The organism is Acidovorax sp. NO-1 (genome assembly GCF_000238595.1).
Lineage (GTDB): Bacteria > Pseudomonadota > Gammaproteobacteria > Burkholderiales > Burkholderiaceae_C > Acidovorax.
The window spans coordinates 16,184-32,288 of record NZ_AGTS01000140.1 but is presented as its reverse complement, the minus strand read 5'-3'; the positions used below and the strand labels follow the sequence as shown (position 1 = coordinate 32,288).

The following is a 16,105-nucleotide window of genomic DNA, read 5'->3' as shown; positions in this document are numbered from 1 at the left end:
ATTCAAGGCTCAGATGTTGATGACAAGCACGGTGTGTTTGGAGTCACTCAGTGGGGGTATAGCTCAGCTGGGAGAGCGCTTGCATGGCATGCAAGAGGTCATCGGTTCGATCCCGTTTACCTCCACCAAAGTTTGTTGATGGTTAGTTCCAAGGTTTTGACCCTATCGTCTAGAGGCCTAGGACATCACCCTTTCACGGTGAGTACCGGGGTTCGAATCCCCGTAGGGTCGCCAAGTTGTAGCGCTTGGCTTGTGTTGAAAAGATGCAAGCGAAAGCTGCCTGCCAGGAGTGGTAGTTCAGTTGGTTAGAATACCGGCCTGTCACGCCGGGGGTCGCGGGTTCGAGTCCCGTCCACTCCGCCAGTCACAAACCGCTGCAGTCGCAAGGCTGTGGCGGTTTTTTTTTTGCCGCGCTGGCGCTGCAGCAATACGTTACAAAAAATGAAGGTGTGCAAGAATCCTGCAGCTTGACCGACTGCGAAACGGGTCACCACTTCGAAGGCACAGTGCGCATGAATTTATCCCGATGGGAGATCCACCCCCAGCACCGCGCAGGATTTCGCGAAGTGCTGCCGGTGCTACTGGCATTGACGGTGTGTATGGTGCTGGCCTTGGGATATTTTTCTGTGGCGAGTTATCCCCCTGTCCGCCACTTTCTGGCACTTCACCAAGGCCTGGAAACACTCTCGATTGTTGTCTCAGCGCTCATTTTTGCCATGGGATGGAGGACGCACGGCATCAACCCGCAGCGAAGTGTGTTCATCCTCGCCTGCGGGTTCCTGGGCGTGGCGATGTTGGACTTCTCGCACATGCTGTCCTATGTCGGCATGCCGGATTACATCACCGCCAACTCTGTCGACAAGGGCATCAACTTCTGGTTGCCTGCGCGCTATCTGGCGGTGCTGAGTCTGCTGTGGGCTTTGACCCTGAAACGGCGGGGGGATGGGGACGCGGCGCCCATAGGCTTTGCGCCGGTTGCGGCTCTGTTGCTTGTGATGGCGGTGGTCGCGGCGGTGCACGTATTGGTGTTCTGGTACCCGGATCTGTACCCGCAAACTTACGGTCCGCAGGGCCTCACAACCTTCAAGATCGCGGCCGAATACGGCGTGGTGGGCCTGTGTGTGGTGGCCATGGCTTTGCTGCTGCGTCGCGCTGGAGAGCGTTCGTCCTTTGATGTGCCGCAGTTGTTCGCCGCCGTATGGGTGATGGCGCTGAGTGAATTTTTCTTCACGCTGTATGTGACAGCCACCGATGTTTTCAATCTGCTGGGCCATGTGTACAAGGTCGTGGGCTATTACTACCTGTACCGCGCCATTTTTGTAGGCACCGTCGAGGCTCCCTACCGTGCCCTGGAAAAGTCGGACAGATCATTGAGGGCCGTGCTGGATGCGGTACCGGATCTGATGTTCGAAGTGACCCAGGACGGCCGGTATGTGCAGCTCCACACCCGCCAGCCGGAGTTGTTGCTGATGCCTGCGGACCAGGTCCTGGGACGCTCCATTCACGATGTGCTGCCACACGAGGCGGCAGCGGTCGCCCAAGCGGCGATCAATGCGGCATCAGCGCAGGGCGTGGCCCGCGATTTTCAGTATTCGCTGGATCTGCCCGGTGGCAAGCGCTGGTTCGAATTTTCCGTGGCACGCAAGGTTCTCGATGAAGACGCCGAGGCCCATTTCGTAGTGTTGTCGCGCGATATCACCCAGCGGGTCGAGACGCTCGATACCCTGCGCAAACTCCGCCATGCGGTGGAGCAAGCGCCCAATTCCATCTTCATTGCCAATGCGGCCGGCAACATCGAATATGTGAACCCGGCGTTTTCGGCGACAACCGGGTATGCACCCGAGGAGGTACTGGGGCGCAACCCGCGCTTGCTTAGTGCCGGCTCCACGCCGCCATCGGTGTATCAGGAGCTCTGGGCGCACCTGGCTTGTGGACGCCCATGGCGGGGGGAATTCCTCAACCGCCGCAAGGATGGCAGCGAATACCATGAGTCGGCCATCATTTCCCCCTTGCTCGATGAGCAGGGGGACATTACCCACTATCTGGCCGTGCAGGAGGATGTCACCGAGCGCAAGCGCGACGAGGAGCGCATTCGCAGGCTGGTGAATTTCGACGCGTTGACGGGCTTGCCCAATCGCACGATGTTCGCATCGCGGTTCAGCCAGGCCCTGGGGTTGACCCAGCGCAGTGGCCAGCACCTGGCGCTGCTGTATCTTGATCTGGACCACTTCAAGAACGTCAACGACTCGCTCGGCCATCAGGTGGGGGATGAGTTGCTGGTGGAGATTGCGCGCCGACTGCAGGCAATGCTGCGAGAAGAAGACACGGTATCGCGCCAGGGGGGCGATGAATTCATCATCGTGCTGCCGCTGACCGATGCGCAGCAGGCGGCCCATGTGGCCGAGAAGCTCCAGCTTGAAGTGCGTCGCGCCTGCAACCTGGGTGGGCAGGAGCTGGTGGTGACGTCCTCGATTGGTATCGCTGTATATCCCGAGGATGGCCATGAGTTTGAAATCCTGGCGCAGCGTGCCGACGCTGCCATGTTTCGCGCCAAAGAAACCGGGCGCGACTGTTACCAGTTTTTCTCCAGCGATATGCAGGATCGTTCTCTGCGCATGCTGCACATCGAAAACGCCCTGCGCAGCGCGGTGGTGCTGAACCAGCTGGCATTGCACTACCAGCCGCAGATCAGTCTGCGCGATGGCAAACTGGTGGGTGTTGAGGCTTTGCTGCGCTGGCAGCACCCCGAGCTGGGCACGATTAACCCGGCAGAGTTCATCCCGGTTGCGGAGAGCAGTGGGCAAATACTGGGTATCGGGGAGTGGGTGCTGCGCACCGCACTGACGCAGGCACGTGACTGGGCTGCGGCAGGCCACCGCGACATCACCGTTGCGGTGAACCTGTCCATGGTCCAGTTCCGGCATGCCGGGCTGGTGGAAATGGTTGAGCAGGCATTGGCCGAGAGTGGCGTGCCGCCCCGCATGCTGGAGCTGGAGTTGACGGAAAGCATCGCGATGGACGACCCGGAGAAGGTCATTGCCATCGTCGGGCGGCTGTGCGATCTGGGGGTGCGTCTGTCCATCGACGACTTCGGCACGGGTTACTCGTCGTTCAGCTACATCCAGCGCCTGCGCGTGCACACGCTCAAGATCGACCAGTCGTTTGTCCGCGATCTGGCGGAAGACGGGAGCGCGCAACATATTGTGCGGGCCATCATCGGCCTGGCGCAGAGCCTGGCCCTGGAGACCATTGCCGAAGGGGTGGAGACGGCCGAACAGCAGAAGGTGCTGCAAACGCTGGGTTGCGATACCGGACAGGGCTATCACTTCAGCCGGCCGGTGCCTCCCGCGCAGCTGGAAAGCTTCCTGCGCGGGCAGCATCAGGGCACAACCTAATGCTTGCACTGCCACCATTGCCCCGGGGCACGAAATTTTGGATCATTTCGTGCTTCAGCGCTTGACCAGATTGCGCGAACAGCTATTAAATATGTAGCGGTTCGGTCAACGGTTTGACCGGGGCACTGGCGCTGACTTTTTACCGTGGGGCGAGGCGGATGGCGCCGTCCAGGCGGATCACTTCGCCATTGAGCATGTCGTTCTCGAAGATGTGCTGCACCAGCTTGGCGTAGTCCTGCGGCGTGCCCAGGCGGCTGGGGAAAGGCACGCCAGCGGCCAGCGCGTCCTGCACTTCCTGCGGCATGCCAAACAGCATGGGGGTGCCGAAAATGCCCGGAGCGATCGTCATGTTGCGGATGCCGTTGCGCGCCAGGTCGCGAGCAATGGGCAGGGTCATGCCGACCACACCGCCCTTGGAGGCGGCATAGGCGGCCTGGCCGATCTGGCCGTCGTAGGCGGCCACGCTGGCGGTGGAAATCAGGACACCGCGTTCCCCTGTGGACTCGGGTTCATTCTTGCTCATGGCTTCCGCAGCCAGGCGGATCATGTTGAAGCTGCCGACCAGGTTCACCGTGATGGTTTTGCTGAACACCGCGAGGGCATGGGCGCCGTTCTTGCCCACCGTCTTCTCGGCGGGCGCAATACCGGCGCAGTTGACCAGGCCCATGAGCTTGCCCAACGACACCGCCTTGGCCACCACGGCCTGGCCATCGGCCTCGTTGCTCACATCACACTTCACAAAGGCGCCGCCAATTTCCTGGGCCACGGCTTCACCTTTTTCGGCCTGCATGTCCGCGATGACCACCTTGCCGCCAAGCGCGGCCAGCGCGCGCGCCGTGCCTTCGCCCAGACCCGATGCACCGCCGGTGACGATGAATACCTTGCCTTTGATTTCCATGTGCTGTCTCCTGTGTGTGACGTTAACGTAAACGTAAATGTCAATTATGGCGCATCGGGGCGGGCTTTCTGCGCGCGAAAAAAAGCCCGGCCAGGCCGGGCGTGTGGTGCAGAGTGGGCTTATTGGAAGCCCACGCGGTCCAGCATCTGCTGCACCTTGGTGGTGTTGGCGCCCACGGCGCTGATGGGAATGGTCTCGCTCTTGAAAGGCTGTCCACCCGTCATGGCCTTGAGCGCGGGGTTGTCCAGCGCTACGCCTTTGGCGGCAGGCCATTCGTTGTTGCCATTGGCAAAGTAGTTCTGCGCCTCTGGGCTGGCCAGATACTCAAGAAATTTGACCGCATTGGCCTGGTTCTTGGCGTGCCTGGCCACTGCGCCGCCAGCGATGTTCAGGTGGGTGCCCCAGGATTCCTGGTTGGGGAAGACGACGCCCACCTTGTTCACCACCGCCACGTCTTCGGGCTTGGTGGAACGCATCAGGCGGGCCAGGTAATAGCTGTTGGTAACGGCGATATCGCACTCACCGGCAGCTACCGCCTTGATCTGGTCTGTATCGCCGCCCTTGGGAGGACGCGCCAGGTTGGCCACCATGCCCTTGAGCCAGGCCTCGGCCTTTTGTTCGCCCAGGTGCTCGGTCACGGCGCCAAACAGGCTCAGGTTGTAAGGGTGCGAGCCAGAACGGATGCACAGCTTGCCTTTGTTCTTGGGATCGGCGAGCTCTTCATAGGTGTCCACATCCGCTTTCTGCATGCGGACCTTGTTGTAAACGATCACGCGCGCGCGGGTGGACAGCCCGTACCAGGCGATCCCGCCGTCCGCAGCGGGTTTGCTGCGCAGGTTGGCGGGGATGGCGTCGTTCAGCACCTTGGACTGGATGGGCTGGAACAGGCCATCGACCTCACCCTTGTACAGGCGGGCTGCGTCCACCAGCAGGATCACGTCAGCGGGCGAGGCTGAGCCTTCGGCCTTCAGGCGCGCCAGGATGCCGGCGTCGTCGGCATCCACGCGGTTGATCTTGATGCCCGTGGCCTTGGTGAAGCCGGTGTACAGGGCTTCGTCGGTCGAGTAGTGGCGGGCCGAGTAGAGGTTCACCACCTGTTCCTGGGCATGGGCGGCGCCTGCGGCGGCGACCAGGGCACAAACGCTCAGCACGGCTTTCACTGTCTTTGACATGGATGCATCTTTCAGGGTTTTGGGTTGCATCAATGATAAAGCAAACGCGAATTATTCTTACTAATTTCCTCGATGGAAATGGGGATGAGGGCCTTGTGATTGATGCAGCGCAACAGGGAACCACTACGCGCCTGAGAACGCACCTCGCCCGTGGTGCCTGGTCGGTGTCGCTGGGACCCAGCAGGCAAAAAAAAGCCCGGTCGTGGACCGGGCTTTAAAAGGATCCCTGAAACGGGGGTTTCGAGAGGATCCAAGGAGACAACTGAGGCGCTGTCGACAGGGTCAGCAGCGCATGGGTTGAATTATCAGGGTAATCCCTGAGGGCGACCTAGAGTTTGTACTCCAGACCGCAGGGCGTTTGCTTAACGCTTGCGGGGAGCCGCGGTCTTGGCAGCGTTGGCGGCGGTATTGGCCACAGCGTTGAAGTTGGCTTCGGCCACGTCAGACGCCTGCTTTACAGCCTTTTGCACCGATTCAAACGCGTTGTTGGCGGCAGAAACGGCGCTCTTCATCACGGCCACGGCGGTTTCGGAGCCGGCGGGGGCGTTCTTGGCGGCGCTGTCCACCAGGTTGGTGAAAGCCTTCTGCGCGTCGGTGGCCTGCGATTCGAAAGCCTTGCCGAATTCGGCGCCGGTACCCGAAGCGATGTCGTACAGGTGGCGGCTGTAGGCAGCAGTCTTTTCAGCCAGGGGCTGGAACAGGCCGGCTTGCAGTGCCAGCAGTTCTTGTGCGTCCTTCACGCCCAGCACGGCTTGCGTGTGGTTGGCGGCTTCCGACAGGGCAGCGCGCGAAGCGGTCACGTTCAGTTCGACCAGCTTTTCCACGCCTTCAAAGGCCTTGGTAGTCAGACCAAACAGGGTTTCGATGTTGGCTTTGTGCGAGGCCAGGATTTGTTCAGCGGTCAGCGTCATGTCATATCTCCTAAGAATGGGGGCCTTGAAGGCCAGGGTGGTTCACAAGACATCTGCGCTGGCCCTGACTCGGTAAGTCATGTTGCAGTGCAGCATGGAGCGAATTCTAGACACTTGAAAAAGGATTGCAAGCGCTTTTTGTTGCAGTGCAACATATTAGGGGCGAACACCAAGAATTGCGACGCTTGCCACAATCGTGTCATGCATGCTTACTACGCAGACCATTTTGTGCTGCCCTTGCCGGAAGCCCATCGTTTCCCGATGGCCAAGTACCGCCTGTTACGCGACCGTATTGCGCAGCACCTGCCGGGGGTGTCACTCCAGGTGGCCACCCCGGCAACGGACCGTGAGCTCGCGCTGGTCCATACATCGCACTACATCGACGCCATTGCCGATGGCACCCTGGCCGCGCCCGCGCAGCGCGAAATCGGCTTCCCCTGGAGTGAGGCCATGGTCGAACGCGCGCGGCACTCGGTGGGCGCTACCGTGGCCGCCAGCAAGGTGGCGTTGCTCGAAGGGGTTGCCGGCAACCTGGCGGGCGGCACCCACCATGCCTACGCCCACAAGGGCAGTGGCTTTTGCGTTTTCAACGATGTGGCGGTGGCCACGCGGCTGTTGCAGGCGCAATGGGCACAGGGCGCTGCGGGAGGGCGCGGCAGCCGGCCGCTGCAGGTGGCCGTGATTGACCTGGACGTGCACCAGGGCAACGGCACGGCGCACATCTTTCAGGGCGACCACAGCGTGTTCACGGTGTCGTTGCACGGGGCCCGCAATTTTCCGTTTCGCAAGGAGCCCAGCGACCTGGATGTGGAGCTGCCCGACGGCTGCACCGACGATGACTACCTGCAGGCCCTGGAGCTCGCGCTGCAAACGCTGGAGCAGCGGTTTGCGCCCCGGTTTGTCTTTTATCTGGCCGGGGCTGATCCGCACGAAGGCGACCGCCTGGGGCGCCTTGCAGTGACACACGACGGGCTGGAGGCGCGCGACCGGCGGGTGTTTGACTGGGCGTGGCAGCGGCGCATTCCGGTTGCCTTTGCGATGGCCGGGGGCTATGGGCGCAATCTGGAGGACACCGTGAAGGCCCAGCTCACTACCTGGCGTGTGGCGTGGCAATACCACCAGCGCTGGCAGAATGTGCGGCCATGAACTCTGCCGCCAGCACCCCGTCCACCGGGCCTTCCACCCAATCCACGCCTGCCCGCCCGGCCCCGCAGCCCCGCAGCGCCTACCGCGTATTCCGCCCCATCACCACGCGCTGGGCCGACAACGATGTTTACGGGCACGTGAACAACGTTGTGTACTACAGCTGGTTTGACACGGCCGTGAACGCGCACCTCATCGACCAGGGCGTGCTCGACATCCACGCGGGCGAGACCATTGGCCTCGTCATTGAAACCCAGTGCAACTACTTTGCGCCGCTGGCTTTTCCGCAAACGGTGGAAGCGGGCATTCGCGTGGCGCGGCTGGGTGGCTCCAGCGTGCGTTACGAAGTGGGCCTGTTCGCGCAGGGCGAGCCGCTGTCGGCTGCCGCGGGGCATTTCATCCATGTGTATGTCGATCGCGAGACGCGCCGACCCGTGCCGGTGCCCGAGCCCCTGCGCGCTGTGCTGCAGGCGCTGGTGGTGCAATCAAATTGATAGCTGCTTGCGCTTGATGGGTATGCCTTGGCGGCCAGTTTTGCTTCAATAGTGGCTGCCCGGCACGGGGTGGAGCGATGGCCTACACTCTGAAGTCTTGCTGCCTGCCCCGCCCATGATCATCACCAGCCTGCTCGACACCGACCTGTACAAGTTCACCATGATGCAGGTGGTGCTGCACCAGTTTCCGGGGGCGCAGGTGGAGTACAAGTTCAAGTGCCGCAACCCCGGCGTGCAGCTGGCACCGTTTGTGGGTGAGATCCGCGACGAGATCCGCTCACTGTGCAGCCTGCATTTTCAGGATGCCGAGCTGGCCTACCTGCGGTCGCTGCGCTTCATCAAGAGCGACTTCGTGGATTTTCTCGGGCTGTTCCGGCTCAACGAGAAATACATCACCGTCACGCCCCAGCACAACGGCGAGATCGACATCACCATCCGCGGGCCCTGGCTGCACACCATCCTGTTCGAGATTCCGGTGCTGGCCATCATCAACGAGGTGTACTTCCGCAACACCCAGAAGGTGCCCGACTTCCTCGAAGGCCGCCGCCGGCTCGACGCCAAGATTGCACTGCTGCAGGGCGAGGGTCTGTCCGACCTCAAGATCGCCGACTACGGCACGCGCCGCCGCTTTTCCCGCGCCTGGCACGAAGAGGTGCTGCGCGTGCTGGTGGCGCGCCTGGGCACCGGCGACCGCCGCCCCGGTGCCCCCGCAGGCCCGGGCCAGTTTGCCGGCACCAGCAACGTGCTGTATGCGATGAAGCTGGGCGTGACGCCCCTGGGCACCATGGCGCACGAATACCTGCAGGCCTGCCAGGCGCTGGGCCCGCGCCTGCGCGACAGCCAGGTGTTCGGCTTTGAGATGTGGGCCAAGGAATACCGGGGCGACCTGGGCATTGCACTGTCGGACGTGTACGGCATGAGCGCCTTCTTGCGCGACTTCGACCTGTACTTCTGCAAGCTGTTCGACGGCGCACGGCATGACAGCGGCGACCCGTTTGCCTGGGGCGAGCGCCTGCTGGAGCACTACCGCAAGAACCGCGTGGACCCGCTGACCAAGACCCTGATCTTCAGCGACGCGCTGACCATCCCGCGCACCATCGAGCTTTACCAGCAGTTCCGCGGCCGCTGCCAGCTGGCGTTCGGCATCGGCACCAACCTGACCAATGACCTGGGCAGCCCGCCCGTGCACGAGCCGCTGCAGGTGGTGATCAAGATGACGCGCTGCAACGACCAGCCCGTGGCCAAGCTGTCGGACACGCCGGGCAAGGGCATGTGCGACGACGAAAAGTATCTGGCCTATCTGCGCCAGGTGTTCGACGTCCCTGCATCGGCGTGATCGAGGGAGGGGGCGCCCTGGGGTGGGGTGCAGCGCCAGACAAGAATTGAACGGAGGAGACAAAAATGACGAAGTTTTCGCGCGGGCTGGCTTGTGCCACCCTGCTCGGCGCACTGCCGGGTTTGGCTGCAGCGGCAGACCTGGATGGCAGCCAGCTGTCGGTGCTGTGGGGTGTGCCGTTCGCGGGCATTCTGCTGTCGATTGCGATCATGCCGCTCCTGGCGCCCATCTTCTGGCACCACCACTTCGGCAAGGTCGCTGCGGCCTGGGGGCTGGCGTTTCTGGTGCCGTTTGCCATCACCTTCGGGCCGGGCGTGGCAGGGGTGAGCCTGGTGCACGCGCTGGTGGCCGAGTACATCCCGTTCGTGATCCTGCTCACGGCGCTGTTCACGGTGGCGGGCGGGATCTTCATCCGGGGCAACCTGCATGGCAGTCCGGGGCTCAACACGGCCATTCTTGCCATCGGTTCGGTGCTCGCCAGCTTCATGGGCACCACGGGGGCGTCCATGCTGCTGATCCGTCCGCTGATCCGCGCCAACGACAACCGCAAGCACGTGGCGCATGTGGTGGTGTTTTTCATCTTCATCGTCTCCAACGCGGGGGGCTCGCTCACGCCGCTGGGCGATCCACCCCTCTTTCTGGGTTTCCTCAAGGGCGTGGATTTCTTTTGGACGGTGCGCCACATCTTCCCGGAGACGCTGTTCATGGTGGGCTCGCTGCTGGCCATCTTCTTCGTGCTGGACAGCTGGTACTACCGCCGCCACCACGAGGTGCTTGCGGCCGACCCGACCCCCGACAGCCGCGCCATCGGCTTTGATGGCAAGGTCAACTTCGCCCTGCTGGGTGTGGTGGTGGCCCTGGTGCTGGTCAGCGGCTTCTGGAAGTCGCCGGTGGCGTTCAACATCGCGGGCACCGAAGTCGGTCTGCCGGGCATCGTGCGCGATGTGGGTCTCGTCATCGTGACCTTCGTGTCCCTGTGGCTGACACCCCGCACGGTGCATGAAGACAACCAGTTCGGCTGGGGGCCGATGCAGGAGGTGGCCAAGCTTTTTGCGGGCATCTTCCTCACCATCATCCCGGTCATTGCCATGCTCAAGGCCGGGGTCAATGGTCCGTTTGGTGCCATCGTGTCGGCCGTCACCCGCGCCGATGGATCGCCCGACCCCGCCATGTATTTCTGGGCCACGGGCGCCCTGAGTTCCTTTTTGGACAACGCGCCCACCTACCTCGTGTTCTTCAATACCGCGGGGGGGATCCGGCCACCCTCATGACCACGCTAGCACCCACGCTGGCTGCCATTTCGGCAGGGGCAGTGTTCATGGGCGCCAACACCTACATCGGTAATGCACCCAACCTCATGGTCAAGGCCATTGCCGAGGACCGCGGCGTGAAGATGCCCAGTTTCTTCGGCTACATGCTGTGGTCGGGGGGCATCCTGGTGCCGCTTTTCATTCTGATGACGTTGATCTGGTTCCGCTGAATGGAGTTTTGACGGCCATGACCAAGCCCCGCATTCTGATAGCCCGCGCCATCTTTCCCGACATCGTCGAGCGCCTGCGCGCGCACTTCGAGGTGGATGACAACCCCGAGGACACCATCCTGACCCCCGCACAGCTGGCAGCCCGGATGGCCGACAAGGACGGCGCCTTCACCACCGGCAGCGAGCGCATTGACGCCAACCTGCTGGCGGCCGCCCCGCGCCTGAAAATTGTGGCCAACATGGCGGTGGGCTACAACAACTTCGACGTGGACGCCATGACCGCCGCAGGCGTGCAGGGCACCAACACGCCCGATGTGCTCACCGAAACCACGGCCGACTTCGGCTTTGCGCTGCTCATGGCCACGGCCCGCCGCATGGCCGAGAGCGAGCATTTCCTGCGCGCCGGAAAATGGACGAAGTGGAGCTACGACATGTTCGCGGGCAGTGACATCCACGGCAGCACGCTCGGCATCATCGGCATGGGCCGCATCGGCCAGGGCATTGCCCGGCGCGGCGCGCACGGGTTTGGCATGAAGGTCATCTATCACAACCGCTCGCGCCTGTCGGCCGCGCTGGAGGCCGAATGCAAGGCCACCTACGTCGGCAAGGAGGCGCTGCTGCGCACCGCAGACCATGTAGTGCTGGTGGTGCCGTACACACCCGCCTCGCACCACACCATCGGCGCGGCAGAGCTGGCGCTGATGAAGCCCACGGCCACGCTCGTCAACATCGCGCGCGGCGGCATTGTTCATGATGAGGCACTGGCCGTGGCGCTGCGCGAGCGGCGCATTGCCGCAGCGGGCCTGGACGTGTTTGAAGGCGAGCCGCAGGTGCACCCCGGCCTGCTCAACGTGCCCAATGTGGTGCTCACGCCCCACATCGCCAGTGCCACCGTGCCCACGCGGCGCGCCATGGCCGACCTGGCCGCCGATAACCTGATTGCCTACTTCGAGGGGCGCGGAGCACTCACGCCCGTGAACACGCCGGTGGCCGGAGCAGCGCGGGCGGGTTGACGGCAAAGTTTGAATCAAATTGGCCTCTGGCGCTTTTCCATCAAGCGCAAGCAGCTATAAAAATAATAGTAAACAACCTTGACGACTGAGACCCTTGCACTGCTGGCGGCCCTGGCGCTGCTGGCCCTGGTGGTGGTTTTGCTGGTGCTGATGCTGGTACGCCGCCCCCGGGTGGACTTGCCGCCCGAATGGCTGGCGCGCCTGCAGGCGCTGGAGCACACCACGCAGGCCACCCAGCTGGCCGTGGCCAAGAACGATGGCGCACTGGATGGCATGGGCCAGCAGCTGCGCGGCTTCACCCAAACCACGCAGACCACGCTGGAGGGGCTGCGCCACGCCGTCGATGAGCGTTTGACGCAAGCGGTGGCCGAATCGCGCAACGGCCGTGCCGAGCTGTTGGCCGCCTTTGGCGTGTTCGAGGCGCGGCTGGAGCAGCGCCTCACGGCCCTGGACGCAGCCACGCGCCTTACGCTCGATTCGCTCAAGAGCGACACCCAGTCGCAGCTGGGGGTGATGTCGCAAGCGCTCAAAGATCAGCTCGAGGCCAACAGCTTTCAGATCAGGAACCAGTTTGCGGTGCTGCAAGACGCGGTGTCGCAGCAGCTCACCGGGCTGGTGCAGGGCAGCCAGCACAATGCCGAGCAGCTGCGCACCGCGCTCAACGAGCGCCTGGCCGCCATCCAGGCCGACAACGCCACCAAGCTCGAGGAAATGCGCCGCACGGTGGACGAAAAGCTCCACGCCACGCTGGAGCAGCGCCTGGGCGAATCCTTCAAGCTGGTGAGCGACCGGCTCGAACAAGTGCACAAGGGCCTGGGCGAGATGCAGACCCTGGCCGGCAGCGTGGGCGACTTGAAACGCGTGATGACCAACGTGAAGTCGCGCGGCACCTGGGGCGAGATGCAGCTCGGTGCCATCATCGACAACGTGCTCACGCCCGACCAGTTCGCGCGCAACGTCAAGACCGTGCCGGGCAGCGACGAGCTGGTGGAATTTGCGATCCGCCTTCCGGGCAAGAGCGAGGAGCACCCGGTGTGGTTGCCCATCGACTCCAAATACCCGGTGGAGCAGTACCAGCGCCTCATGGACGCGCAGGACGCGGCGGACAAGCTGCTTGTGGCCTCTGCAGGCAACGCGTTCGAGACGTCCATCAAGCTCGAAGCGAAGAAGATTTTTGCCAAATACGTCTCGCCCCCGCACACCACCGACTTTGCCGTGCTCTACCTGCCCACCGAAGGCCTGTTTGCCGAGGTGATGCGCCGCCCAGGGCTGGTCGAAGCCGTGCAGAACGATTGCCGCGTGATGATCACCGGCCCGGCCAACCTGGCGGCCATGCTCAACAGCCTGCAGATGGGTTTCAAGACGCTGGCGATCGAAAAGCGCTCGTCCGAGGTGTGGAGCCTGCTGGGCAGTGTGAAAACCGAGTTCGCCAAGTTTGGCGACGTGGTGGAGGCCACCAAAAAATCCATAGACGCCGCTGCCAAGAAGTTTGACGAGGTGGGCGTGCGCACCCGCGCCATCCAGCGCAGGCTGCGCGATGTGCAGGACCTGCCCGCGCCCGACACCGCCATGCCCGTGGCGGGCAGGCGCACCGACGTGCTGCCGGGGCTCGATACCGAGGACGACCTGCCGTGAACTGGGCCTTGGTCCGGTTGATCGCCGGTCAGGTTTGTATCCACGCCTGCATGGCCGGGATGCGCATGGCGGCGCCCCTGCTGGCGCTGCGCGAGGGCTACAGCGCGGCCGCCGTGGGCGTGCTGCTGGCACTGTTTGCCCTGACCCAGGTGTTCCTCGCCCTGCCCGCAGGCCGCTATGCCGACCGCCACGGCCTGAAGCGGCCGGTGGGGCTTTCGGTGGCCGTGGCGGCGGCAGGGGCTGCGCTGGCGCTGGCCATGCCGGTGTTTCCCGTGCTGTGCCTGGCCGCACTCATGACCGGTGGCGCCACGGGCGCCGCCACCATCGCGCTGCAGCGGCATGTGGGGCGTGCAGCGCACGATTCGACGCAGCTCAAGCAGGTGTTCAGCTGGCTGGCCATCGGGCCTGCGGTGTCCAACTTCATCGGGCCGTTCTGCGCGGGCCTGCTCATTGACCATGCCGGCAGCGCAGCGGGCAGCACCGAGGGCTACCGTGCGGCGTTTGCCCTGATGGCGGTGCTGCCGCTGCTCACCTGGTTCTGGGTGCGCAGCACGGTGGAGCTGCCCCCCGTGATTGCCGCCGCCGGTGGCCCGCCCCAGCGCGCCTGGGATCTGATGAACGAGCCGCCGTTTCGGCGCCTGCTGATCGTGAACTGGCTGCTGTCATCCTGCTGGGATGTGCACACCTTCGTGGTGCCGCTGCTGGGGCATGAGCGGGGTTTGTCGGCCTCGGCCATCGGCTCGATCCTGGGTGCTTTTGCCATTGCCGCCGCCGTGATCCGGGTGTTGATGCCCCTGGTGGCCGAACGCCTGCGCGAGCGGGTGGTGGTGGCAGGCGCCATGGTGATGACGGCCGTGCTGTTTGGCGTGTACCCCCTGCTTGGCAGCGCACTGGCCATGGGGCTGTGCTCGGTGCTGCTGGGTTTTGCACTGGGCTCCGTACAGCCCATGGTGATGAGCCTGCTGCACCAGATCACGCCCTCCCACCGCCATGGCGAGGCCCTGGGCCTGCGCCTGATGGCCATCAACGCGTCCAGCGTGCTCATGCCCATGCTGTTCGGAACGGCCGGGGCCGTTGTCGGGGTGGGTGGCCTGTTCTGGGTGGTGGGTGCGGCCGTGGGCGCTGGCGCGCGCATGGCGTGGCGCATGGGGCCGACTGGCAAGGGGCATGCGCACCCGTGATGCACCGGGCTGCCTGCATGCGCGTGGCGGGGCGGGGAGGGGGGTGAGCAAACGGGTCGAAAAGGAGTAGATTCCGCCTGATCGACACAGGGGGCTGCCATGCGCGTTCATTTGTGGTTTCGTCGAACCCGCCACTGGGTGCTGGTGCCGCTGCTGGCCGTGTCTCCCTGGGTTGCGGCCCATGCAGATGCGTTGCTGGGCCAGGCGCAGACTTGGGTGGAAGGCGGTCACCCGCTCAGGGCCTTTGAAATGCTGGACGCCGCCGAAGCATCGCGCGCGGGCGATCCTGCATTTGACGAGGCGATGGGCCGCGCAGCCTTTGCAGCCGGGCAGTACACGCGGGCGGTGATGGCCTGGGAGCGGCTGGTGGCCACCCAGCCGGACAACGCCGCCGCGCAGCTGGAGCTGGCGCGGGCGCTGCACGCTGTGGGTGATCGCAAGGGCGTTCTGGCCTTGTCGGAACAGGCACGCGCCCGCGCCATTCCTGTGGATTCCGCACTCAGCATTGACCAGTTTCTGGTGTCTTATGACCGGGCGGGCCACGAAGGGCGCTCCACGTGGAAGGGTCATGTCGATGTGACGCTGGCGCGCGACAGCAACGTCAACGCGGGGCCCGATGTGAACGCGCCCGCGCTCTCGCCCCCCGGCACCCCGCCCTGGACCCTGCAGCCCGGTGCGCAAAGCCAGCGTGCGTCTTACGCCGCCCTGCTGGGCAACGTGCGGGGCCGGCATGTGCTGGATGCGCGCTGGTCGCTCATCGGTGCGGCCACGGCCGAGGTGCGCGGGCATTCAGCCGCTGGCCGGCCTTATGACAGTGACCAGCTGGAGATGGGCGCAGGCCTTTCCTATCGTGTGGAACGCCATGAGTGGATGCTGAGCGCACAGGGCGCCACCTATCGGCTCGATGGTGACACGCTGCGCAATGGCGGCGGGCTTCTGGGGGATTGGATTTACCGGATCGACGGCTTTCGCCAATGGGGCACTTTCCTGCAGGTGCAGGGGTTGCGGTATCCGAACCAGTCGGTACGCGATGTGCTGCGCACCGTGGCGGGTACCTCTTACGTCCATGTGCTGCGCAACGGCAGTCTCACCTACGCCGGGGTCTATGCCGGGCGGGAGGCGCCCCGGGCGAGCGGTGTTGAGAGCCTGGGGCACGAGCTGGTGGGTGTGCGCGGCGGTGTGCAGTGGGCCATCTCTGCCGAGTGGGCGGCGTTCACCCACCTGAACTATGAGCGGCGCCGATACGGCGCGGCAGACCCGTTTTTTGGCGTCACCCGGCGAGACCGGCAGGTGCACTGGGCAGTCGGCTTGTCGTGGGTGCCTGCGCCGGGGTGGCGGATCACCCCCCAGTGGGCGTGGACGCGCAATGACTCCACCTTGCCCATCACCGACTACGACCGGCGGATCGTTTCCGTCACCGTGCGGCGTGAGTTCTGAAGGAGTTGGC

The 16,105-nt window shown here is 63.9% G+C and carries 11 protein-coding genes, 3 tRNA genes and 1 pseudogene; 12 read left to right on the top strand and 3 right to left on the bottom strand.

From position 1 onward, the window contains the following. Positions 1-52: 52 nt before the first annotated feature. The 4 genes from KYG_RS19465 (at position 53) to KYG_RS19450 (ending at position 3,395) form a co-directional block, all read left to right on the top strand. Positions 53-128, top strand: a tRNA-Ala gene (locus tag KYG_RS19465). A 30-nt stretch (positions 129-158) separates the two neighbouring features. Next, a tRNA-Glu gene (locus KYG_RS19460) sits at positions 159-234 on the top strand. Positions 235-286: 52 nt separating this feature from the next. Then, positions 287-363: transfer RNA gene (locus KYG_RS19455), tRNA-Asp, on the top strand. 149 nt (positions 364-512) lie between these two features. Continuing rightward, positions 513-3,395 carry an EAL domain-containing protein gene (locus KYG_RS19450; RefSeq protein WP_139019418.1) on the top strand — a complete coding sequence of 961 codons (2,883 nt, stop codon included), beginning with the start codon at positions 513-515 and terminating at the stop codon, positions 3,393-3,395. Positions 3,396-3,534: 139 nt separating this feature from the next. On the opposite strand, the gene KYG_RS19445 is transcribed toward KYG_RS19450, so the two are convergent. The 3 genes from KYG_RS19445 to KYG_RS19435 form a co-directional block, all read right to left on the bottom strand. After that, the gene (locus KYG_RS19445) at positions 3,535-4,293 is read right to left on the bottom strand and encodes a 3-hydroxyacyl-CoA dehydrogenase (protein ID WP_008906640.1); all 759 of its coding nucleotides are present in this window, start codon (positions 4,291-4,293) and stop codon (positions 3,535-3,537) included. Between the two features lie 119 nt (positions 4,294-4,412). Then, complete coding sequence (locus KYG_RS19440) at positions 4,413-5,465, bottom strand: Fe(3+) ABC transporter substrate-binding protein (RefSeq protein ID WP_034695468.1); 1,053 nt, start codon at positions 5,463-5,465, stop codon at positions 4,413-4,415. A gap of 362 nt (positions 5,466-5,827) precedes the next feature. Further along, a complete protein-coding gene (locus KYG_RS19435) occupies positions 5,828-6,376 on the bottom strand; it encodes a phasin family protein (protein WP_008906638.1) in 549 nt (182 codons plus the stop codon). A 201-nt stretch (positions 6,377-6,577) separates the two neighbouring features. On the opposite strand from KYG_RS19435, the gene KYG_RS19430 reads away from it, so the two are divergent. The 8 genes and pseudogenes from KYG_RS19430 (at position 6,578) to KYG_RS19395 (ending at position 16,095) form a co-directional block, all read left to right on the top strand. Beyond that, positions 6,578-7,522, top strand: coding sequence for a histone deacetylase (locus KYG_RS19430; protein WP_008906637.1), 945 nt, complete (start codon positions 6,578-6,580; stop codon positions 7,520-7,522). Continuing rightward, positions 7,519-8,013, top strand: coding sequence for a thioesterase family protein (locus tag KYG_RS19425; RefSeq protein ID WP_008906636.1), 495 nt, complete (start codon positions 7,519-7,521; stop codon positions 8,011-8,013). The genes KYG_RS19430 and KYG_RS19425 overlap by 4 nt, the downstream gene beginning before the upstream one ends. Before the next feature lie 115 nt (positions 8,014-8,128). Then, positions 8,129-9,349 (top strand): nicotinate phosphoribosyltransferase, encoded by a 1,221-nt coding sequence (pncB, locus tag KYG_RS19420; protein WP_008906635.1) that lies wholly within the window; start codon positions 8,129-8,131, stop codon positions 9,347-9,349. Between the two features lie 65 nt (positions 9,350-9,414). After that, a pseudogene (locus KYG_RS19415) lies at positions 9,415-10,829 on the top strand (sodium:proton antiporter). 17 nt (positions 10,830-10,846) lie between these two features. Then, a complete protein-coding gene (locus tag KYG_RS19410; protein ID WP_008906632.1) occupies positions 10,847-11,842 on the top strand; it encodes a D-glycerate dehydrogenase in 996 nt (331 codons plus the stop codon). Between the two features lie 78 nt (positions 11,843-11,920). Then, positions 11,921-13,477 carry a DNA recombination protein RmuC gene (gene rmuC, locus KYG_RS19405; protein WP_008906631.1) on the top strand — a complete coding sequence of 519 codons (1,557 nt, stop codon included), beginning with the start codon at positions 11,921-11,923 and terminating at the stop codon, positions 13,475-13,477. Continuing rightward, positions 13,474-14,658, top strand: coding sequence for an MFS transporter (locus tag KYG_RS19400; RefSeq protein ID WP_034695462.1), 1,185 nt, complete (start codon positions 13,474-13,476; stop codon positions 14,656-14,658). The genes rmuC and KYG_RS19400 overlap by 4 nt, the downstream gene beginning before the upstream one ends. A gap of 99 nt (positions 14,659-14,757) precedes the next feature. Next, complete coding sequence (locus tag KYG_RS19395) at positions 14,758-16,095, top strand: surface lipoprotein assembly modifier (protein ID WP_008906629.1); 1,338 nt, start codon at positions 14,758-14,760, stop codon at positions 16,093-16,095. Positions 16,096-16,105: the final 10 nt, after the last annotated feature.